This is a genomic window from Chryseobacterium artocarpi (assembly GCF_001684975.1).
Taxonomy (GTDB): domain Bacteria; phylum Bacteroidota; class Bacteroidia; order Flavobacteriales; family Weeksellaceae; genus Chryseobacterium; species Chryseobacterium artocarpi.
In genome coordinates this window covers 170,234-189,088 of sequence record NZ_MAYH01000045.1, presented here as the reverse complement: position 1 = coordinate 189,088, position 18,855 = coordinate 170,234, and the positions used below count along the sequence as shown (strand labels likewise).

At 35.3% G+C, this 18,855-nt stretch carries 20 protein-coding genes and 3 tRNA genes; 8 read left to right on the top strand and 15 right to left on the bottom strand.

The window, feature by feature from the left end; genetic code table 11:
* Window positions 1-5 precede the first annotated feature (5 nt).
* The 4 genes from BBI01_RS15665 to BBI01_RS15650 form a co-directional block, all read right to left on the bottom strand.
* Complete coding sequence (locus BBI01_RS15665; RefSeq protein WP_065395585.1) at window positions 6-896, bottom strand: ferric siderophore ABC transporter substrate-binding protein; 891 nt, start codon at window positions 894-896, stop codon at window positions 6-8.
* Between the two features lie 24 nt (window positions 897-920).
* On the bottom strand, window positions 921-1,319 hold the full coding sequence (locus BBI01_RS15660) for an ExbD/TolR family protein (RefSeq protein WP_065395584.1): 399 nt from the start codon (window positions 1,317-1,319) through the stop codon (window positions 921-923).
* A 12-nt stretch (window positions 1,320-1,331) separates the two neighbouring features.
* Window positions 1,332-2,036 carry a MotA/TolQ/ExbB proton channel family protein gene (locus tag BBI01_RS15655; protein WP_065395583.1) on the bottom strand — a complete coding sequence of 235 codons (705 nt, stop codon included), beginning with the start codon at window positions 2,034-2,036 and terminating at the stop codon, window positions 1,332-1,334.
* 176 nt (window positions 2,037-2,212) lie between these two features.
* The gene (locus tag BBI01_RS15650) at window positions 2,213-2,674 is read right to left on the bottom strand and encodes a hypothetical protein (protein WP_065395582.1); all 462 of its coding nucleotides are present in this window, start codon (window positions 2,672-2,674) and stop codon (window positions 2,213-2,215) included.
* Between the two features lie 170 nt (window positions 2,675-2,844).
* On the opposite strand from BBI01_RS15650, the gene BBI01_RS15645 reads away from it, so the two are divergent.
* Window positions 2,845-4,641 (top strand): DUF885 domain-containing protein, encoded by a 1,797-nt coding sequence (locus tag BBI01_RS15645; RefSeq protein WP_065395581.1) that lies wholly within the window; start codon window positions 2,845-2,847, stop codon window positions 4,639-4,641.
* Between the two features lie 71 nt (window positions 4,642-4,712).
* On the top strand, window positions 4,713-5,159 hold the full coding sequence (locus BBI01_RS15640; RefSeq protein WP_185114359.1) for a DinB family protein: 447 nt from the start codon (window positions 4,713-4,715) through the stop codon (window positions 5,157-5,159).
* Between the two features lie 85 nt (window positions 5,160-5,244).
* On the opposite strand, the gene BBI01_RS15635 is transcribed toward BBI01_RS15640, so the two are convergent.
* The gene (locus BBI01_RS15635) at window positions 5,245-5,865 is read right to left on the bottom strand and encodes an endonuclease III domain-containing protein (protein ID WP_065395580.1); all 621 of its coding nucleotides are present in this window, start codon (window positions 5,863-5,865) and stop codon (window positions 5,245-5,247) included.
* 33 nt (window positions 5,866-5,898) lie between these two features.
* Here BBI01_RS15635 and bcp point away from each other — a divergent pair, with 33 nt between their 5' ends.
* Entirely contained in the window at window positions 5,899-6,348 is a 450-nt protein-coding gene (gene bcp, locus BBI01_RS15630; protein WP_065395579.1) for a thioredoxin-dependent thiol peroxidase, read from the top strand.
* Between the two features lie 77 nt (window positions 6,349-6,425).
* On the opposite strand, the gene BBI01_RS15625 is transcribed toward bcp, so the two are convergent.
* From BBI01_RS15625 to BBI01_RS15605, 5 genes are read right to left on the bottom strand one after another with little or no spacing between them, the layout of a single operon-like run.
* Window positions 6,426-6,959 carry a GNAT family N-acetyltransferase gene (locus BBI01_RS15625; RefSeq protein ID WP_065395578.1) on the bottom strand — a complete coding sequence of 178 codons (534 nt, stop codon included), beginning with the start codon at window positions 6,957-6,959 and terminating at the stop codon, window positions 6,426-6,428.
* Window positions 6,928-7,593 (bottom strand): hypothetical protein, encoded by a 666-nt coding sequence (locus tag BBI01_RS15620; protein ID WP_065395577.1) that lies wholly within the window; start codon window positions 7,591-7,593, stop codon window positions 6,928-6,930. Before BBI01_RS15620 ends, BBI01_RS15625 begins: the two co-directional genes overlap by 32 nt.
* A 32-nt stretch (window positions 7,594-7,625) precedes the next feature.
* Window positions 7,626-8,708: a mannose-1-phosphate guanylyltransferase gene (locus BBI01_RS15615; protein WP_228394019.1), complete on the bottom strand. Its 1,083-nt coding sequence runs from the start codon at window positions 8,706-8,708 to the stop codon at window positions 7,626-7,628.
* 2 nt (window positions 8,709-8,710) lie between these two features.
* The gene (locus BBI01_RS15610) at window positions 8,711-9,301 is read right to left on the bottom strand and encodes a SprT-like domain-containing protein (protein ID WP_065395576.1); all 591 of its coding nucleotides are present in this window, start codon (window positions 9,299-9,301) and stop codon (window positions 8,711-8,713) included.
* A gap of 1 nt (window position 9,302) precedes the next feature.
* Entirely contained in the window at window positions 9,303-10,628 is a 1,326-nt protein-coding gene (locus BBI01_RS15605) for a TolC family protein (protein WP_065395575.1), read from the bottom strand.
* A 96-nt stretch (window positions 10,629-10,724) separates the two neighbouring features.
* Between BBI01_RS15605 and BBI01_RS15600 the strand changes: the two genes are divergently transcribed.
* The 4 genes from BBI01_RS15600 to BBI01_RS15585 all read left to right on the top strand — a co-directional run bounded on the left by BBI01_RS15600 (window position 10,725) and on the right by BBI01_RS15585 (window position 12,309).
* Window positions 10,725-11,969 carry a bifunctional folylpolyglutamate synthase/dihydrofolate synthase gene (locus BBI01_RS15600; protein WP_065395574.1) on the top strand — a complete coding sequence of 415 codons (1,245 nt, stop codon included), beginning with the start codon at window positions 10,725-10,727 and terminating at the stop codon, window positions 11,967-11,969.
* Window positions 11,970-12,018: 49 nt separating this feature from the next.
* A tRNA-Val gene (locus tag BBI01_RS15595) sits at window positions 12,019-12,093 on the top strand.
* A gap of 33 nt (window positions 12,094-12,126) precedes the next feature.
* Window positions 12,127-12,201: transfer RNA gene (locus BBI01_RS15590), tRNA-Val, on the top strand.
* Between the two features lie 33 nt (window positions 12,202-12,234).
* A tRNA-Val gene (locus BBI01_RS15585) sits at window positions 12,235-12,309 on the top strand.
* A gap of 64 nt (window positions 12,310-12,373) precedes the next feature.
* Here the strand turns inward: BBI01_RS15585 and BBI01_RS15580 are convergent.
* The 5 genes from BBI01_RS15580 to BBI01_RS15560 form a co-directional block, all read right to left on the bottom strand.
* Complete coding sequence (locus BBI01_RS15580; protein WP_065395573.1) at window positions 12,374-13,291, bottom strand: glycosyltransferase family 2 protein; 918 nt, start codon at window positions 13,289-13,291, stop codon at window positions 12,374-12,376.
* 1 nt (window position 13,292) lies between these two features.
* Window positions 13,293-14,261 (bottom strand): glycosyltransferase family 9 protein, encoded by a 969-nt coding sequence (locus BBI01_RS15575; RefSeq protein WP_228394018.1) that lies wholly within the window; start codon window positions 14,259-14,261, stop codon window positions 13,293-13,295.
* A 2-nt stretch (window positions 14,262-14,263) separates the two neighbouring features.
* Window positions 14,264-14,683: a SufE family protein gene (locus tag BBI01_RS15570; protein WP_065395572.1), complete on the bottom strand. Its 420-nt coding sequence runs from the start codon at window positions 14,681-14,683 to the stop codon at window positions 14,264-14,266.
* Between the two features lie 104 nt (window positions 14,684-14,787).
* On the bottom strand, window positions 14,788-15,888 hold the full coding sequence (locus BBI01_RS15565) for a glycosyltransferase family 4 protein (RefSeq protein WP_065395571.1): 1,101 nt from the start codon (window positions 15,886-15,888) through the stop codon (window positions 14,788-14,790).
* Window positions 15,888-16,112 carry a uroporphyrinogen decarboxylase gene (locus tag BBI01_RS15560; protein ID WP_065395570.1) on the bottom strand — a complete coding sequence of 75 codons (225 nt, stop codon included), beginning with the start codon at window positions 16,110-16,112 and terminating at the stop codon, window positions 15,888-15,890. Before BBI01_RS15560 ends, BBI01_RS15565 begins: the two co-directional genes overlap by 1 nt.
* Window positions 16,113-16,263: 151 nt before the next feature.
* On the opposite strand from BBI01_RS15560, the gene BBI01_RS15555 reads away from it, so the two are divergent.
* Window positions 16,264-18,798 (top strand): ATP-dependent Clp protease ATP-binding subunit, encoded by a 2,535-nt coding sequence (locus tag BBI01_RS15555; RefSeq protein ID WP_065395980.1) that lies wholly within the window; start codon window positions 16,264-16,266, stop codon window positions 18,796-18,798.
* Window positions 18,799-18,855 lie beyond the last annotated feature (57 nt).

The following is an 18,855-nucleotide window of genomic DNA, read 5'->3' as shown; positions in this document are numbered from 1 at the left end:
TATTTTTAGAATGTTATTTTATAAGTTCCGGTGGAAGATACATTGGCTTTCTCTGCCTTTACATATTTCTTCACCCATGCTACAGAGGTAGATGCCACACAAGGATCTGAAACTCCTCCCGCTCTTCTCGCTGACACTACATTTCCAGCTTTATCTACTGTATAAGCAACAGTAATAGATCCGCTTGCAGTACAACTATGAGATGGCTGGGCTCCTCCTCTTCCCATTGTACCCGGAATATATCCAACCAATTTTCTGTCGATACCTACTTTACTGTCTCCATTTCCATCACCCCCTAAAGGATCTCCCGCATTACCAATTCCGGTTCCTGTACCCTGGCTTCCTGCTTTTGTTCCTCTTCCTTTGATTAGATTTCCTATGGCTGCATTCCCTTTTCCGTCTCCGTTTCCTGTTTTGGAATTGGCGGTCGTTGCACCTGCCTTTTTAGTATTTTTAGAAGCACTTGTACTTGTAGCTTCCTTTTTTTCAGCTTTTTTAGATTCTTCTTTTTTAGGAACTGTGTTTTTGGTATTGTTTCCTGTAACTACCTTTTCTTTAACCTCAACTTTCTTTGGTTCCGGTACTGGAACAGGTTCTGGTTTGATCTCTGTTTTCGTTTCAGGAGCTGGTACTTCTACCGGATCTGGAGTAACTTCTTCTGTAGCCGCAGCTAAACTTCCCGGCTGTTCGGCTGGTTCTTCAACACCGTTTCCGTTTCTGTTATCTCCGAAATTTACAAGCATCGTAGTAACCACTTCAGGTTCTTTATCCAGCTCAGGTTTTAATTTATAATAAAAAACAAAAAGCAAAACAGCACACCAAATCAGAATAGAAAGTAAAGCACTTTTTATTCTGTCTCGGTTTTCTTCGTTTTTGTTTGCAGTATAGCTTCTCATCTGAAAAATGATTCTTACTATTTATTATTTATCCTTAACGGTTGCTATTGCAATGTTAAACTTATGCTTTTCAGCAATTTCCATTGCAAAAACCACATCTTTATGCATTGTATTTTCGTCCGCTCTGATTGTGAAGGATTTATTAGTCTGATTGGTTAATTTATCTACAATAATCTGTTCCAATTCACCTTTATTCACAGGGTTATCATCTACAAAGTAAGATCCGTCCGGCTTAATACTTACGATGACGGGATTAGGAATATTATCATCCACAGCCCCGGCTTTCGGCAGATTCACATCAATAGCACTTTGATTGGCTGCTGAAGATGTGATCATAAAGAAGATCAGCATCAACAGGATAACATCTGTCATCGCTGCTAAACTGAATTCCGGATTGGCTTTATTTCTTCTCTGAATTTTCATCTTAAGACAGATTTATAAAGGTTTGTTGATAAGATCTAAAAATTCTCCTGACATATTCTGTGCTTTCAACACAAACTTGTCAATTCTTGTTAAAAGAATATTATAACAGAAATTCGCTGGAATTGCTACAGCAAGACCTACCGCTGTTTGTCCCAACGCAGTATAAATACCTTCAGAAAGTGTTTTTGGAGAGAAAGATCCTGTGGCATGAGAAAGGTTGAAGAATGCGATAATCATCCCGATTACCGTTCCCAAAAGTCCTAACATTGGCGCAATACTTGGAACTACCGCCAAAAGGTTCAGGTTTTTTTCCATATTGGCAACTTCTACCTGTGCCTGTGACTCCATAGCACTTACAATATCAGAAACAGGACGCCCAAGTCTTGAAATTCCTTTTTCAAGGATTCTACCTTCTGGAGAGTTCTGTGTTTTACAATAGTCAGCCGCTGCTTCTATCTTCCCTTCTTTGATAAAATCTTCAATATTATTCATGAAGTTCGAATCTGTCTTTGATGTAAGTCTTTTAATAAAGAAAAACCTTTCAAAAAACAGGTACAGGGAAAATACTCCAAGCAATAATACGGTCACCATCACTATTTTAGCGAAAGCTCCCCCGTGGAACATGATTTTCCAAAATGAAAATTCTAAATTGTCTGCGGCAACTGCAGGCGTAGTGATTTGTGCAAATAAAATCTGAGAAAGTTCCGTTAACAGCATTAAATGTGAATTTTATTAAAGTTTCAACGACAAATGTAGTGGAATATTATGAATTGATATCTTAAAAATTGCTTAAAAACAACTTAAATTTTGTTAGAATTACCAAACAGCAAATTTCTTTCCAAAAAGAAATTTTGAAAAGAAATTTGATTTTATAAAAAGATGGGAGACTGTTCTTAATCTTCGTCTACCTCGATATCATCCTGCCCGAATTCACATTTTAACCTAAAAGGAATCGGTGTATCTGATCCGGTGTAGAAATCGTCAATGGTTCCCTTCCAGATTACCTGAAGCTCTCCTTCTTCATTTTTCTCAAAAAGAAGCTCATTATCATACACATAGGCATCTTCATCATCAAAAAGGTCTACCTCTGTATAGGAGTCTTCATCAGAATCATTGATTTTGAATGTTTTTCCTTCTATTTCCGCCGTATCTATTGGGAAATCGAAGACCTCAAGTGAAAGCTGAGGAAAGTTGTACTGTAATGAATCATCATCTACGTGATCCAAACTGTCATCCGTAATAATTTCAACCTCTAAAAAATGTTGCTGGTTGCTGTAAACTGCTTTACAATAAGTATTTCTAATATTGTATTTTAGCGTTTCGTCCGGATGGTAAATTTTTAAAATCCCTTTCATTTTTTCTTAAAAAAGAACTGTAATAATATGATTGTTAAACGTTTTAGACAAAGATAAAAAATTGATTTAAAGTGAAAAGGATTTTGAAAATAATTTTTTTAAAATCAATACTGCCAATGAGTATGAATCTCCCAATAATACTTACTTTTGTTATCATAAAGATTCTGAAAATGAAAAGTATTATATCGAAAAGTATTCTGGGGCTGGGATTAATAGTGGGTCTTGCCTCGTGCAAAAAATCCGATTCTCCTCTTACCAAGGTAACGCCTACTAACCTGGATTCTATTGCATCCAATTATTACGAGCAATATCTTAAGCTCTATCCTTTAGATGCTACAGCTCAGGGAGACCTAAGATACAATGATCAGCTTCCCATCAATATTGATAAAGATTTTATATCTGGAGAGATTGGTTTTTACAATTCGGTACAAAAGCAATTAGACAATGTAGACTATAAAGCTCTATCTGATGAAGATAAAGTGGTTTATGATGTGCTGGATTATACTTTGAAAGATAAAATTGAAGCTTATGCCTATCATCCGGAATACATTCCTTTCACACAGTTCGGAGGTCTGCCTTTAAATTTCCCGTTATATGGAAGCGGACAAGGAAGCCAGCCTTTCAAAACTGAAAAAGATTACAGCGATTGGCTAAAAAGAATGGAAAAATTCCCTGAATGGATGGATGCCGCTACTGAAAATTTCCGTGAAGGAATTAACAATAAAATCGTTCTTCCTAAAAAACTGATTGTCAAAATGATTCCTCAAATGAAAGCCGAGGAGATCACGACTTCAGATATGGATAAAAACATTTTCTATGGACCTATTAAGAGTTTTCCAAAAAACTTTACTCAGGCTCAGAAGGATAAATTTTCAGCACTTTACAAAGACGCTATTACTAAAAAAATAATTCCGGCTTATACCAAAATGGGTACTTTCCTGGAAAAAGAATATTTGCCAAAAGGGCGTGATACGGACGGATATAACAGTCTTCCCAACGGAAATGAAATTTACAGCTATTATGTAAAAAACTGGACGACTACAAAGAAATCTCCTGAAGAAATCAATAAAATCGGGTTGCAGCAAGTAGCAATGCTTCGCGCAGAGATGGAAAAGGTAAAGCAGCAAGTTGGTTTTAAGGGAACATTGGAAGAATTTATCACTTTTGTAAAAACAGATCCAAAGGCGATGACCTACAAGACTTCTAAAGAGGTTTTAGATGGATTTAACAGCATTCTCACTAAGATCACTCCGAAACTGAAAACAATGTTTAATGTAACCCCGAAAACCAAATTCGAGATCAGACAAACAGAAAAATTCAGAGAAGCAAGTGCCAGTGCCGAATATATTCCGGGAACTCCTGATGGAAAAAGAGCAGGTATATTCTATGTTCCGCTTCCAGATCCTACCAAGTTCAATGTTACTTCGGGAATGGAATCTCTTTTCTTACACGAGGCTATTCCGGGGCATCATTATCAGGTTTCCTTACAACAGGAAAATACCAAGCTCCCAAAATTCATGAGATTCGGTTGGTTTGGTGCATATGGTGAAGGCTGGGCACATTATTGTGAGACTTTAGGTCCTGAATTTGGATTATATACAGATCCTTATCAAAAAATGGGTTATTTAAGCGATCAGATGCTGAGAGCAGTAAGATTGGTGGTGGATACAGGTTTACATACCGGAAAAATGACGAGAGAGGAAGCTATTAAGTATTTCCTAAGTAATATTTCTTATGATGAAGCGGCTGGTGTAGCTGAAGTAGAAAGATATATGGCAATGCCGGGACAAGCTTTAGGATATAAAATAGGGTCTTTAAGAATCCGAGAACTTAGAGAGAAATATCAGAAAGAACTTGGAAATAAATTTAATCTGGCAAACTTCCACGATGAAATATTAAGCCAAGGATGTCTTCCATTAGATGTTTTGAACAGAAAGATGGAGCTTTGGGCTAAAAAACAAAAATAATATTGATATATAAATGGGGCAGCATAATGTCCCTTTTTTTATTGAATAAACTTACCATAAAAACAATCACAATGATAACTGAATCATTAAAATCTCTTTATGATAGGGATTTAAATAAATTAAAAATTGAAATCGAAGCTTATCAAAACGAAGAAAACCTTTGGAAGATTGACAAAAACATTTCCAATTCTGCGGGAAATCTATGTCTTCATTTGATTGGAAATCTTAATCATTTTATAGGAGGACAACTCGGAAATACAAGTTATATAAGGCATAGGGAGCTTGAATTTTCATTAAAAGACGTTCCAAGAACAGAATTGATAGAAAAAATTGAAGCAACTATCAAAATGATAGATATTGCACTTAACCAATTAACGGAAGAAGATCTGAAAAAAGAATATCCGCTTATAGTTTTTGAGGATACAATGACTACAGATTATTTTCTGATTCACCTGATATCTCATTTAGATTATCACTTGGGACAGATCAATTATCATAGAAGATTATTGGATATATAATCCTTATAAACTACCCCGTCTTTTTGCTGCGCAAAAATCCACCCCTTCAAAGAAGGGGAATTTTGCTCGGTAAAACATCAGGTTTTTACTTCTCAAACATCATTTTAGTAATAAAATCCTTCTCCCCTTTTCCTCTCGCCGGAGAATATTCTCTACCGTAAAAAATAATCTTAAGATGCAGTTTATTCCATACCTCTTCAGGGAATAATTTCTTAGCATCTTTCTCTGTTTCCACCACGTTTTTACCAGAAGTCAGTTTCCATTGGGTCATCAGACGATGGATGTGAGTATCTACCGGAAACGCAGGGAATCCGAAACCTTGGCTCATCACTACTGAAGCAGTCTTATGCCCTACACCTGGAAGTGCCTCTAATTCCTCATAAGTCTGAGGAACAATGCCGTTGTGCCTCTCCAGTAAAAGTTCAGCCATTCTCTTCAGATTTTTGGCTTTGGTATTGGATAATCCTATTTCTTTAATGAGTTCCTTAATCTGAAATTCTTCCAGCTTTGCCATTCTCTGTGGGGTTCCAGCCACTTCGAAAAGATTTGGGGTAACTTCATTTACTTTTTTATCTGTCGTTTGTGCAGAAAGTGCTACTGCCACCATCAGCGTATAAGGATCGGTATGATCCAACGGAATAGGTGTGGTAGGATATAATTTATCCAATTCTATCTGAACGAGTTCCGCTCTTTGCTTTTTTGTCATTTTACCCTTAAATTTGAACAAAAATAAATCATTATGCTGAAAGTTGGAGACAAATTACCTGAATTTGAAGGATTCAATCAGGATGGAGAAACAGTAACCTCCTCACAATTAATCGGGAAAAAGCTGGTTGTTTTCTTTTATCCGCAAGCCAGTACTCCTACATGTACAGTGGAAGCATGTAATCTAGGTGATAATTATTCGATGCTTGAGAAAGCAGGATTTCAACTATTGGGAGTGAGTGGAGATACTATAAAGAAGCAGAAAAACTTCCACAGCAAGTTCGCTTTTCCTTATGACCTTATCGCTGATGAAAATCGTGATATTATTGAAAAATTTGGCGTTTGGAAGGAGAAAAAAACATTTGGCAAAACCTATATGGGAATTGTAAGAACTACTTTTATCTTTGATGAAAACGGAATCTGTACAAGAGTGATTGAAAAAGTAACTTCAAAAACAGCTGCTGATCAGATCCTGGAAGGATAGTTTTTAAACACAAATAACATAAAAGTATTCACAAATAACACTAATAAATAGATGGTGCTATTTGTGAATATTTTTTATTATTCTGTTTCGTAATAGTTTAATTCTTCGGTTTCTCCCGGAAGCGTTACATGCTTTTTAAATTTTAATCCCAATTTTTCAATCAGTTTTTGTGAAGAAACGTTTTCTTTTGAAATAATTGCAGATATTTTAGATAATCCGAAATTATCCATTCCTATTGATTTTACCTTTTGAGCAGCTTCAAAAGCATAACCTTTTCCTTCAAATTCTTCCAGTAAAGAATATCCGATATCTACTACATCAAGCCCTTCTCTTTCAAAAATTCCTACAGCTCCTATTTTTTCATTGTTATCCTTAGTCACTAAAAGATAGTTTCCATATCCCAGTCTTTCAATCTGTGGAGCAAATCTATTCAGAATATAATTCTCTGCGTCTTCAACGCTATTCACATTTCTGTTGCCAATATGTTGAATAAATTTCGGTCTGTTATAGAGTTCAAAAACAAAATCTCTGTCTTCAGCAGACATTGGACGAAGTATTAAACGCTCAGTTTCATAAGTATTATCTGCGCTTTGGTGTTTTTTTAGGCTCATCTTTTTTTGGTTCTTCTTTTTTCTCGACTTTTAAAAGTCTCGGGTTATTAGCACATTTTTTATTGTAAAGTTCAATATAAGTTCCATTATCTTTTACATTGGTTACAAGCCCGTTAGACTTATTTACCGTTAATGTATAATGTGTTTTCTGATAAGGACATTCTTTTGATGTTACTTTTCCAAGATCCAGGTAGTAATTCGATTGATCTTCATGATAATTACCTGCAAGATCTTTGAATTCTTCATCAACCATATAACCGTCTGCGGTCAATATTATTGCAGCTTCCTGAGGATTATCTATCTTTCCTACAAACTTCTTAAGTGCCTCTACATCTATAACGTAATTGATTTTTCCTCCTAAAGAATAAGCGATATAATAAAAACTGTCCTCGCTTGGAAATAAATTAAATCCGGAAAACTGAGGGGTATAATTCAATTTACCTCCTGATGTTTTTATCTCCTCTCCTTTTCCGTAATTATTATATACTAAAACCCAGGAATCGACTCTGTCATCAGGGCTTATTTTTTGTAAAATATTCGGAATACTTGAAAACTTCTTTTTCTCCTGAGCGTAACCCAGAACTGAAAAAAGTAAGAGAGTAAGAGTCGTTAATCGGAGTGTAATTTTAATCATAGCCTAAAAATAAGCATAAAAGATACCAAATATTACATAAACTTATCTCCTTTCTTAAAATTCTTCAGATCAAGAACATAGTCTTTGATAAGTTGGTCATTATCTCTAGGGCAGATCAGAAGAGCCTTATCTGTATCTACCACAATAAAGTTTTCAAGACCGTCGATGATAACAGCCTTATTGTTATTTTTTAAACGGATAATATTTCCCTTTGAATTATATGCAAGAAGATGTTTCAGTTTTACAGCATTTCCATTTTTATCCTTTTCTGTATTCTCATAAACGGAAGTCCATGTTCCTAAATCACTCCATCCAAGATCTGATGGAATAACATAAACGTTCTTCGCTTTTTCTAAAATTCCGTTGTCAATAGATATTTTCTGAACTTTAGGATAAATAAGCTCTATACAGTTATTTTCTTTTTCAGAATTATATTCACATGCCATAAAATGCTGCATCATTTCTGGCAGATACATCTCAAATGCATGATGAATACTTTTTACACTCCAGATAAAAATACCTGCATTCCAAAGGAAATCGCCACTTTCTAAAAAGCTTTGAGCAATTTCAAGAATCGGTTTTTCTGTAAAAGTTTTTACTTTGAAATATTCAGAATTTTTCTTTTCTACAAACTGAATATATCCATATCCTGTATCAGGTCTTGTAGGAGTAATTCCTAATGTTACCAAATATTCATGCTTAGAAGCCAGATCAAAAGCAACTTCTACTTTTTCTAAAAATACATCTTCCTTTAAAATCAAATGATCTGCCGGAAGAACGATCATAGTAGCATTTGGATTAATTTCAGCGATCTTATTTGCCATATACAGGTTACAAGCCGCTGTATTTTTCATCAGAGGTTCACCTACAATATTTTCTTCAGGAATTTCCGGAAGCTGCTGATGAGACAGCGCCACGTATTCTTTATTTGTAATTACAAATATCTGTTCTTTAGGAATAACCTTGCTGATTCTGTCATAGGTTTGCTGAATCATTGTACGTCCTGTTCCTAAAATATCCTGAAACTGCTTCGGAAATTTCTGTGTACTCATCGGCCAGAACCGGCTGCCGATTCCACCCGCCATTATTACACAGTATCTATCTGATTTTAACATTCTTAGCTACATTTTTCTACCCTTGCTAAAGGCTTGAAAGAATACTTCCTTCCAGTAGCCAGGTTCTTACAAAGATAGTTTTTTTTAATCAGACCTTCCAATAAATACTTTTCGTTGCGGTATATAAAAAATTCGCCTTTCTTAAGTTCTTCAATAAACCGAAGGCTATCATCTTGTTTTTCAGTATGAAAATATCTTACCAAATCAGGGCTAGCCATGAAATTTGCCTTAGGGGATTTTGAGAATTTTACGATGATGGGTTTCAGATCTTCATCATATACTTCAAGGCTTTCGATAAGCATATTTCTAAAGGTTTCTTTCCACTCATTACCATGAGGAGAGATTTTCCTTCCATATTTTTCAAAAGCAATCAAATGTGCCAGTTCATGGGTAAGCACAAAGAAAAAAAGTTGTGGGGTAAGCGTTGAGTTTACCGTAATTTCATGCGAATTATCCGGGAGCTTTCTGTAATCTCCCAGTTTAGAATTTCTGTTTCTCGTGACTTTTATGTGAATATAGTAATCTGAAAACCAAATTCTTAAATATTTAAGTGTATTTTGAGGTAAATATTTTTCTAATGATTGAATAGACATCTTACAAACTTAATGGAATTCCTGCATAGAAATTCAATAGTTTAAGACTAAAAAGATAATTATATTTTGCCTGCGCTACTGATCCCTGTGCATTTGCATAATTATTTCTGGCAACATTTACGTCATAAATCGTTGTTTTACCTGCAGTATAGCTCTTATCAGCAAAGTCAAGAGCTAATTTTGAACTCTTTTCTGCCTCTACTGCAGCAAGATATGATTCATAGTTGGCATCAGCATCAAACTGTGCCTTCTGAATATTCTGTCTTACAGATTGTTTCTGCTGTTCAAGGGTAATCTTACTTACACTTTCATTCAGCCTGGATTGCTCTACCTGCAATTTTGTTTTTCCTTTATTAAAAATAGGAATATTAAGGGATAACCCTACATTTTGTCCAAACTGATCTTTATATTGTTTAAAAAATCCGTCCTGATTACTACTTACCGGACCTCCGTTTAATATATTGTTATAGAATGTAGAAAGCCCTGCACTTGCTGACAATGTAGGCCAAAAAGCTGTTTTACTTACTTCTGTTTGTGCTTCAGCAGATCTTATTCTGCTTTCTGCAGCTTTTATTTGGGGTTGTAAATCATAAGCTTTTGTAAGAACCTCATCTGTGGTTACCAACTGTGAATCCAACTGTTCGGGAACATCTACGTTTTCTACATCAAAATCTTTATAATCCGGAAGCTGTAGAAGCTGAACAATAGCAAATAATGCTCTTCCTACATTAACTTCTGCTGTTTTAAGATTTTGTTTTTCTCTAGCCAATGCAGCCTCTGCTTCAGCCAAAACAGTCTGAGCTGTTGTCCCAACCTGTGTGGTAATCTTTGCTCTGTCATATTGCTTTTTAGCATTTTCCACAGCGCTTTGAGAAATCTTAACAATTTCTTTGTTTAATAAAGCTGTAAGATATTGCTGCGCAATTTGTACAGAGATATCATTTTTAATTGCTTCAATATCGTATTGGCTAGCTTCTACATCAAACTGAAGTTTTCTTACATTCTTTTCCAGTCTTCCGTTATTATAAATTAAAATATCTGCACCTACTCCTACGCTGTTATTAAATCTATCATTCCTAAAACTTCCGGCTCCCAATGATGCCTGCCCAAAACTTACTCCGTTTGATACACTTCCTGATACAGAAGGTAGATACTCTTTCCTGGCAGCTTTAAGGTTATAATCTTGATTCTGCTTAGTATATTGATTTTGGATAACCTGGAGATTATGCTCCACCGCATAGCTTACACATTCTTTTAAGGACCATTTCTTTTGAGCATTCATGCTCAAGCAAGCTAATCCGAAAACGATAATCCAAGTTTTTTTCATGTTAAGATTTTTCCCTATTAGACGAAGTAAATATAAAAAAGTTACAGATTGAAAAAAATTGTTTTTTTTTCATAAAACTTTTGAGAATTTTGTATCATGACAAATGAACAATATCAGGAGGCTATTGACTGGCTTTTCGTACAGATGCCCAACTATCAAATAGATGGGCAAAAAGCCTACAAACCCGGGCTTGACAATATTACTAAGCTTTGCGCATATTTTGGAAACCCTCAGGATAAAATAAAGTGTATTCATATCGGAGGAACAAACGGAAAGGGTTCTTCAAGTAATATGCTTGCTTCAGTCCTTCAGGAAGCAGGCTATAAAGTGGGACTATACAATTCTCCCCATCTTATAGATTTTACCGAGCGAATTAAGGTCAATGGAAAAAATTGTAATAAAGAATTTGTCTTTGATTTTATTCAAAAACTTAAAAATATCCCGGAAGATATTCGTCCGTCGTTCTTTGAGTTTACCACCATCATGGCGTTTGAATATTTTTATCATCAGAAAGTTGATTTTGCCATTATTGAAGTAGGCTTAGGCGGAAGGTTAGATTCAACCAATATTATCAATCCTTTGGTTTCTGCAATTACAAATGTTCAACTTGATCACCAGAACATTTTAGGAGATACTATAGAAGAAATTGCAATGGAAAAAGCAGGAATCATTAAGAAGAATATCCCTATTATTTCCGGAGATGAAAATGAAGTGGTAAAAAACATTATTAAAGAAAAAGCGATTCATGAAAACGCTCCTTTTATTGATGCTACCCTACTTCAGACAGATCTTTCTTCTGATTTAAAAGGAAATTACCAGAAAAAAAATATCCGGGTAGTGCTTGCTATTATTGAAGAATTGAAGAAACTTCAGGTAAACATTCCAAATGAACATATTGAAAACGGATTATTGAATGTACATAAAAATACAGGATTCATCGGGCGTTGGTTTGAATTTTCAAAAGACCCGCTTACGATTTGTGATACGGGGCATAATCAAGCAGGGCTTGAGTATGTTTTTTCCCAATTAAATTCAATTGATAAACACAAGCACATCATTTTGGGGTTTGTAAATGATAAAAAAATAGATGAAGTAATGGAATTGCTTCCGGAAAATTCTGAGTTTTATTTTGCCAAACCATCCATCAACAGGGGAAGACACCCCGAAGATTACGAAAATTTACTTCAGGAAGCGAAAATTTTTTATAAAATTTTCAACTCCGTACAAGAAGCGTATCTGTCTGCAAAAGAACAATGTACGAGCGAAGAAATGATTTTTATTGGCGGAAGTAACTTTGTTGTTGGAGATTTTTTAGAAAAAAATTTAGAGTTTAAAGAATAAGTTGTATATTTGCACCACTCTAAACGAGAAAACGACCTCAAAGTCTAGAGGGTTCTTAGCTCAGTTGGTTCAGAGCATCTGGTTTACACCCAGAGGGTCGGGGGTTCGAATCCCTCAGGACCCACAAGAAAGGAAACGAAACCTTTTAAAAAAATTCGGGTTCTTAGCTCAGTTGGTTCAGAGCATCTGGTTTACACCCAGAGGGTCGGGGGTTCGAATCCCTCAGGACCCACAGAAAAGGAAACGAAACCTTTCAAAAAAATTCGGGTTCTTAGCTCAGTTGGTTCAGAGCATCTGGTTTACACCCAGAGGGTCGGGGGTTCGAATCCCTCAGGACCCACAAAAAATCTCTCAGATTTCTGAGAGATTTTTTTATTTCTAAAGCTCAATTTTTTTTTAAACTCTTAATTATCACTTTTCCCCTTACTCATCTGCCTGAAAAGAAGCCCTAGTTTATATATATCCAGATAGCGAAGACTCACATTTCCTTTAGAAAGCTTCCTTTTTATACTCTCCCCTCTCATATTAAAGAAAATATTTAAAATGAATTTTAGAGGCGAATTTGCCAGCTTATTATATATCTTCACCAGTTTTACCTCTGACAGTTTTGATCTCAGTATTTCGTCCTTTAGCATATGAGATAAACTTTCCACCGACTCCTCTACTTTTTCCAGATAAATGACATTACTCTCCAGATCATTATTAAAAATCGGATTATCAATATGATCAATCTTTATATTATCAGTCTTTAAATCCATTGCAAAAAGAAGGTCTTCATATCCATATTTTTGAAATTCAGGATTAAAGCAATTCTTTTCCAATATATCTTTACGGATCACAAAATTATTAGTCTGAAAACTTAAGTAAGGCTTCGTTATGCGTGATTCAACAGGAAGGTTTTCTCTTTCTACAGCAAATTTCCATCTTAAGTAATGGTCAGGATCAGGTAAATATCCGGAAACCGTTCTACCTCCGTACATAACTTCTGTTTGTGGGTTATTTTGTATAAATTGAATATAATCTTTCAGAAAGTTTTTACCAACAACTTTTCCGTCACAATCTAGAAATAACAGATATTCTCCTGTTGAAAACGTCAGAAAATGATTACGGATACGGGAACGTCCAATATTTTTTTCAAGAAAAATAAAATGATGAACAGTATTCTTTAAACTTTGGTTAATCTCTTTAAAGCTATCTTTTGAAGCATCATCAATCAAAATAATTTCCGCATCAATCCCTTCGTTTTCAATTTCTCTTTTTAAATCAAAAACCAATTCACGAACGTCGAAATTATAGACAGGAATGCAGATAGAAAGCTTCATTTCATCGGATTTTCTCTATGACTTTTTGGATGGTAAATTCTTCAAGACAAGCCCAATCTCCCCTGTAACATTCTTTATCTCCAAAAACAGAGCATGGCCTACAGGAAAGATCCTTTACCTGAACTACATCTTCTTCTTTCTGCCCGAACCCTAAAAATCCGGCATAAGGATGTGTAGCACACCAAATAGAAACACATCTTGTTCCCACAAGGCTGGCAAGGTGCATATTGGCAGAATCCATGGAGATCATCGCTTCCAATTCTGAAATTTTCTGAAGTTCTTCAGTAAGACTTAGCTTTCCGGAAAGACTTTTAGTATTGGGAATCAAACTTTCCCATTTTTCAAGGGTTTCCGTTTCTTTTTTTCCTCCCCCAAAGAAGTATATTGTATGTTTTTGAGCTAAAATACGAGCTAATTCAAAGGACTTTTCAAGAGGAAGCATTTTTCCTTTATGTTGGGCAAAAGGAGCAAAACCTATACCTGATTTATTATTGGAGATTGGTCTGAGCTGATGAGATAATTCTATCTTAAAACCCATTTCTCTAAACACATCAGCATAACGCTCAACTGTTTTTTTCAATTGAACTTTATCCAGATTCCATACATCAGTGAGGTGTTCTTTTTCCTCTTTTCCTTTATTTATTTTAAAAACTTTTAATCCTTTTCTTCGATATAATCTATCCAAAATTTTGGTTCTGATCACATCATGAAGATTAGCAACGTAATGAGGATTAAACTCCTTTATCAATTCGTTACTCAACCTTCTTAATCCAAAAAAACCTTTATAATCATCAAGGTTAATTCCTTTAAATATAACATTAGGAATTCCTGCAAATAAAGCTTCAAAGTTTTTTCTGGATACCATGACAATCTCCACACCTGGGTTTTGCTCAAGAAATTCCTTAAAAACAGGAACTGTCATCGCAACATCTCCAAATGCAGAAAAACGATATGCTAAAATTCTAGTCACAGTTATGATTTCAGTTGATAGGCTACTGCGTAAAATTTGATTTGCTTAGTCATTGCCATCAATCCATTGGCTCTTGATGGTGAAAGAAATTCCTGTAATCCGATCTCAGAGATAAATTCAAAATCAGAATCAAGGATTTCCTGAGTAGAATGTCCACTGTAAATACTCACCAAAAGTGAAACAATACCTTTGGGTAAAATTCCGTCAGAATCTGCATTAAAGAAAAGTTTACCGTCTTTAAATTCAGCGTCGATCCATACTTTACTTTGGCAGCCTTTAATCAGGTTATCATCTGTTTTCTTATCTTCAGAAAGCCCCTTCAGCTCCTTTCCAAGGTCAATGATGTATTCGTATTTCTGCTCCCAGTCATCAAGAAACGCAAATTCGTCGATTATTTCCTGCTGTTTTTCTTTAATGGTCATTTTAAATCAAATTTCTTTGTGCAAAGATAAGAAATTATGCTTTAGACATTCAGCAGTAAACCATAAGTCTACTTGAGCAAATATCATCACCTTAAAGAATACTCCTATAGTGTGTCAGATGCTTTCTGAAAAACCTCTAACAGCTTTATTTCTTCATTTTCCCAGCAAAGAAACCTAGATGCTTTTTCCAATTCAGATTTATAATTGATTCTCCCTTTGGTTAAAACTTGTCTAACAGCTGCTGCAATATTTTCCGGTTGGTGATCTTTAATGATTTCGCCAACATCAAATTGACTTTTTATATTCTGCATTTCGGGAAGGCTTGACAGAATCAAAGGAACACGAGCCTGAATACAGTCCAAAACTTTGTTTGGTAACGAATAAAGGTAACTATCTCCCCCGTTTTCTTCAATACTCATTCCACAATCTGCTGTCAATGTAACGTTTCTCAGATCTTCAGGCATCAATTTTCCCAAAAACTGAACTTTATGCTGAAGGTTTTCCTTCATCACAAGGGCTTCAAATTCCTGTTTTCTTGGACCATCACCAGCTATCTTTAAAATAACACCTTCAAGGTGATGCATAGCCATAATCACTTTATCTATCCCTCTAAATGGATTGATCGCTCCTTGATACAAAAGTATTTTAGGATTATTTTCAGGAATATCAATACTAGTATCTAATCTTCTTGGTGCATTCTGAACAACAACCGGCAGAATTCCATAGCTTTTTTGAAACCATTTTGCATAGCTTCCACTTGCTGTGATCATCCATTTCAGATCCGGAATGACAGTTTTTTCGACATAACGCCACAATTTTTGTGACATTTTGCCCTGAATCGCAGGCATTTCTGAAAAGATTTCATGGCTATCAAAAACCAACGGAATGTTTAGTTTTTTGGCAATAAGATAATTTGGATATAATGCATCTACATCATTTGCGTGAAGAATTGTATTACGGTCTGCTTTTTTGATCAACTCATGGTACAGCTTCCAATTAAATTCAAAATAAGCTGTTTTCAGGCTTTTTGAAATTAAATGAATACGTGAGAAGGGATAAGGACGCTGCATTTCTTTCGCTCCTTTCCAGTCATTTCCAATAAGTTCTATATCATATCCGTTTCTATAAAGAGTATGGCAAACCTTTTCAATACGCTGATCTGTATACAAATTACTGAAGGCAGATGTAATTATTTTTTTCTTCATCAAGCTTTTTTACCAAGCAATAAATGATAGATTTGAATAAAGCAGATAAGTCCGTTCGGGATGATAACCGGCCACAATGGTCCGCTAAAGAAGCCATAAATGACAAAACAGATACACCCGATCATATTAACGACTCTGATTTTTCTTACATCTTTCAATATGAAACTCAATACGATAAAAACTGAGGCTGAGTATCCGATGTAAGTAGTAATTTCAGGATTCATGAGAAATTTTTATGAAGAACAAACTTAATCATTTTCAATAAGATAATAAAATTTTTTGTGACATAAAGTCATTAATTGATTTTTGGTAAAATATTTGTAATTTAGATAATGAATAAATGGTAACGTTGCCTTTATTCTAATGAGATATATTATGGATTATAAGTTTTCACAAGGTTTGAGCCAGGTGTTCAAACAAAGCAAAAGCGAAGCTAAAAGGCTGAAAAGTGAATTTCTCAATACAGAACATCTACTTTTAGGTATTATAAAAACGGAAAACTCTGCAAAAGAAATCCTTCAAAACCTTAATGCGGATTTAACACAAATCAGAAGAAAAATTGAAACTTTAAATACAGCAAGTCTTAATCCTATTTCTGAAGAGGTTACCAATATTTCTTTCACTAAGATGGCAGATCACGCCATTAAACGTGCAGAGTTAGAATGTCGTCAATATAAAAGCAATGAAATTAATACCGTTCACCTGCTTTTAGGTATTCTATATAAATATGAAGACCCTACTTCGAATATTTTGGGAGCTTATGACATCGATTATGAAGGAGTTTCAAGAGAGTATCAGACTATGCTTAAAAATTCCGGGCAGTCTCCACAGATGAGTGCCTATGATGATGATGATGAAAGAGAAGATTTTGAGCAAATGAGAAAGCCTACAGGAAATTTAGGCTCTGCAAAAAGTAAAACTCCAACTTTGGATAATTTTGGTAGAGACTTAACTTCTTTGGCTAGAGATGGAAAATTAGACCCTGTAATCGGACGTGAAAAAGAAATTGAGAGAGTTTCTCAGATCTTATCCCGTAGAAAGAAAAACAACCCGCTTCTTATCGGAGAACCTGGAGTTGGTAAATCTGCGATTGCGGAAGGTCTTGCTTTAAGAATTCAACAGAAAAAAGTATCAAGAGTTCTTTACGGAAAACGTGTGATCACTTTGGATCTGGCTAGTTTAGTAGCCGGAACTAAATATCGTGGTCAGTTTGAAGAAAGAATGAAAGCGATCATGACCGAACTGGAGAAAAACAGAGATGTCATTCTATTCATAGATGAGCTTCACACTATTGTAGGTGCAGGAAGCTCTACAGGAAGTTTGGATGCCTCTAATATGTTTAAACCAGCTTTGGCTAGAGGTGAAATTCAATGCATCGGGGCTACTACTCTGGATGAATACCGTCAGTATATTGAAAAAGACGGAGCTTTAGAAAGAAGATTCCAGAAAGTAATGGTGGAGCCTACTTCTATTGATGAAACCATTCAGATTTTGAACCAGATTAAGGATAAGTATGAAGAGCACCACAATGTAATTTATACTCCTGAAGCGATTGCAGCGTGTGTCAATTTGACATCGAGATATATTACAGACCGTTTCTTACCGGACAAAGCGATTGATGCAATGGACGAAGCAGGGTCAAGAGTTTACATCAAGAACATGAAAGTTCCTACTGAGATCATTGATTTTGAGAAGAAAATAGAAGAGATCAAGGAACTGAAACAAAAGGCTGTAAAAGCACAGGATTATCTTGAAGCAAGAAAGCTTAAGGATGAAGAAGAACGCCTTCAGATGGAACTTAATGCTGCTCAGGAAAAATGGGATAAAGATGTAAAAGAGAAAAAAGAAACCGTAACTGAGGAAAATGTAGCAGAAGTGGTTTCTATGATGAGTGGAGTTCCTGTAACGAAAGTAGGCAAAAATGAGCTTGATAAACTAGCTCAGATGGATGAAAAACTGAACGGAAAAGTGATCGGACAGGAAGATGCTGTGAAAAAAGTTGTTAAGGCAATTCAAAGAAACAGAGCTGGTCTTAAAGATCCTAACCGTCCTATTGGTACATTTATTTTCCTTGGAACAACAGGTGTTGGTAAAACCGAACTTGCAAAAGTAATGGCGAGAGAGCTTTTTGAATCAGATGAGTCTCTTATCCGAATTGACATGAGTGAATACATGGAGAAATTCGCTGTTTCAAGATTGGTAGGTGCGCCTCCGGGATACGTTGGTTACGAAGAAGGTGGTCAATTGACTGAAGCGGTAAGAAGAAAGCCTTATGCTGTGGTTCTTTTGGATGAGATTGAAAAAGCTCACCCGGATGTATTCAATATCTTATTACAGATCCTTGATGAAGGTCACGTAACAGATAGTTTAGGTAGAAAAATTGACTTTAGAAATACAATCATTATTCTTACTTCAAACATTGGAACAAGAGATCTTAAAGATTTTGGAGACGGTGTAGGATTTGGTACGTCAGCGAAGAAAACAACTTCAGACTCAAGAGCAAGAAGTACCATTGAAAATGCACTTAAAAAAGCATTTGCTCCTGAATTCTTAAACAGAATTGACGATATTGTGATCTTCAACTCTCTTGTACAGGATGATATCAAGAAAATCATTGATATTGAGCTGAACAAGCTTTATGGCAGACTTGAAAAATTAGGATATAAAGTGGAATTAACTGAAGAAGCGAAAAACTTTATTTCTGAAAAAGGATGGGATAAAGACTTCGGTGCAAGACCATTGAAGAGAGCCATTCAGAAGTATATTGAGGATTTATTAGCAGAAATGCTTGTCAATAAACAACTGAACGAAGGAGAAACTGTAGTTCTTGATCTTAATGAAGCAAAAGACGCATTGGTTGGAAAAGCTTCAAAACCTAAGAAGTCTTCAGCTGCAGAAAAGTCTTCTTAATTTTAAATAAATAATTTAATTTCAATAGAAAAGCACCGGGAATTTTCCTGGTGCTTT

Excerpts from the sequence above, each read along its gene's own strand:
- BBI01_RS15665 (WP_065395585.1), bottom strand. The coding sequence starts at position 896 with ATGAGAAGCTATACTGCAAACAAAAACGAAGAAAACCGAGACAGAATA.
- BBI01_RS15660 (WP_065395584.1), bottom strand. The coding sequence starts at position 1,319 with ATGAAAATTCAGAGAAGAAATAAAGCCAATCCGGAATTCAGTTTAGCA.
- BBI01_RS15655 (WP_065395583.1), bottom strand. The coding sequence starts at position 2,036 with ATGCTGTTAACGGAACTTTCTCAGATTTTATTTGCACAAATCACTACG.
- BBI01_RS15650 (WP_065395582.1), bottom strand. The coding sequence starts at position 2,674 with ATGAAAGGGATTTTAAAAATTTACCATCCGGACGAAACGCTAAAATAC.
- BBI01_RS15645 (WP_065395581.1), top strand. The coding sequence starts at position 2,845 with ATGAAAAGTATTATATCGAAAAGTATTCTGGGGCTGGGATTAATAGTG.
- BBI01_RS15640 (WP_185114359.1), top strand. The coding sequence starts at position 4,713 with ATGATAACTGAATCATTAAAATCTCTTTATGATAGGGATTTAAATAAA.
- BBI01_RS15635 (WP_065395580.1), bottom strand. The coding sequence starts at position 5,865 with ATGACAAAAAAGCAAAGAGCGGAACTCGTTCAGATAGAATTGGATAAA.
- bcp (WP_065395579.1), top strand. The coding sequence starts at position 5,899 with ATGCTGAAAGTTGGAGACAAATTACCTGAATTTGAAGGATTCAATCAG.
- BBI01_RS15625 (WP_065395578.1), bottom strand. The coding sequence starts at position 6,959 with ATGAGCCTAAAAAAACACCAAAGCGCAGATAATACTTATGAAACTGAG.
- BBI01_RS15620 (WP_065395577.1), bottom strand. The coding sequence starts at position 7,593 with ATGATTAAAATTACACTCCGATTAACGACTCTTACTCTCTTACTTTTT.
- BBI01_RS15615 (WP_228394019.1), bottom strand. The coding sequence starts at position 8,708 with ATGTTAAAATCAGATAGATACTGTGTAATAATGGCGGGTGGAATCGGC.
- BBI01_RS15610 (WP_065395576.1), bottom strand. The coding sequence starts at position 9,301 with ATGTCTATTCAATCATTAGAAAAATATTTACCTCAAAATACACTTAAA.
- BBI01_RS15605 (WP_065395575.1), bottom strand. The coding sequence starts at position 10,628 with ATGAAAAAAACTTGGATTATCGTTTTCGGATTAGCTTGCTTGAGCATG.
- BBI01_RS15600 (WP_065395574.1), top strand. The coding sequence starts at position 10,725 with ATGACAAATGAACAATATCAGGAGGCTATTGACTGGCTTTTCGTACAG.
- BBI01_RS15580 (WP_065395573.1), bottom strand. The coding sequence starts at position 13,291 with ATGAAGCTTTCTATCTGCATTCCTGTCTATAATTTCGACGTTCGTGAA.
- BBI01_RS15570 (WP_065395572.1), bottom strand. The coding sequence starts at position 14,683 with ATGACCATTAAAGAAAAACAGCAGGAAATAATCGACGAATTTGCGTTT.
- BBI01_RS15565 (WP_065395571.1), bottom strand. The coding sequence starts at position 15,888 with ATGAAGAAAAAAATAATTACATCTGCCTTCAGTAATTTGTATACAGAT.
- BBI01_RS15560 (WP_065395570.1), bottom strand. The coding sequence starts at position 16,112 with ATGAATCCTGAAATTACTACTTACATCGGATACTCAGCCTCAGTTTTT.
- BBI01_RS15555 (WP_065395980.1), top strand. The coding sequence starts at position 16,264 with ATGGATTATAAGTTTTCACAAGGTTTGAGCCAGGTGTTCAAACAAAGC.